The organism is Oleiphilus sp. HI0128 (assembly GCF_001635365.1).
In genome coordinates this window covers 1-1,017 of record NZ_LWGG01001296.1, presented here as the reverse complement: position 1 = coordinate 1,017, position 1,017 = coordinate 1, and the positions used below count along the sequence as shown (strand labels likewise).

The 1,017-nt window shown below is 46.7% G+C and carries 2 protein-coding genes; both read right to left on the bottom strand.

The window, feature by feature from the left end:
* On the bottom strand, positions 1 to 375 hold a 375-nt coding region (locus tag A3763_RS21760), incomplete at its 3' end, for a dihydrofolate reductase (protein ID WP_068760508.1).
* A 24-nt stretch (positions 376 to 399) separates the two neighbouring features.
* Positions 400 to 1,017 (bottom strand): thymidylate synthase (thyA, locus tag A3763_RS21755; RefSeq protein WP_068760506.1); only part of this gene is annotated, 618 nt, incomplete at its 5' end.

Genomic DNA, 1,017 nt, shown 5'->3' with positions numbered 1-1,017 from the left:
TGCATGAACTTTCGTTAGATAGATACGATCAACATCCGGCAGACTCGTTTGATAGATCTGGTCACCACCAATGATCATCACTTCCGACTGACCGTCAATATCACAAACCGACTCTCCTAAATCAAAAGCCTGCTCAAGAGAGTGCACGACTTTCACGCCTTCAGCCGACCAGCTTTCATTTCGCGTTATAACGATATTGCATCGACCTGGAAGCGGCTTACCAATCGACTCATAGGTTTTACGCCCCATTAGAATCGGCTTGCCCATCGTCACTTGTTTAAAGTACTTAAGATCATTGGGCAAATACCAAGGCAGCTTGTTGTTAATGCCGATAACTCGGTTTTCTGCCATCGCGACGATCATGGAGCGCTTCATTGTTTCTTCCTACTCGATATATATTTAAACTGAAAAAGGGTACTGGATACTGTCATGCGACTCATAGCCGACGACTTCAAAGTCAGCGGTCGTCACCCAGGTTTCAAGGTCTTCGAGTGACTTGATATCAGGGTTGATATTTAGTCTCGGAGAAGCGAAAGGCTCACGCTTTAGCTGCACATCTCGCATCAATTCTAACTGGTTCTCGTAGATATGAGCATTGACTATTTTGTGGTAAGCCTTACCGGCTTTATGCCCCGTGATCTGTGCCATTAGAGCAAGCAGAACATAGACCTGAACCTGATTGAAATTCAGCCCCAGCGGCACATCACAAGAACGCTGATAACTAGTCAAATACAGTGTATCCCCTAGCAAAGAAAATGTGTGCGTATGCATGCAAGGGCGCAGACAACCCATTTCGAACTCGCCCGGGTTATAGAAGCTTAGAATTTCTCCGCGGTCATCGACCCCTTTCGAAAGGTTATCGACGATCTTTTTAAGCTGGTCTAATGGCGTGCCATCCGGCTTTTGCCACGCCCGGCCCTGAACGCCGTATACTCGCCCCATATCATCCTCACCTTTACGATGCGGATTATTCAACCAGGCTTCATTCTCATTGGCATTAGCATTCCAGGTGTTACA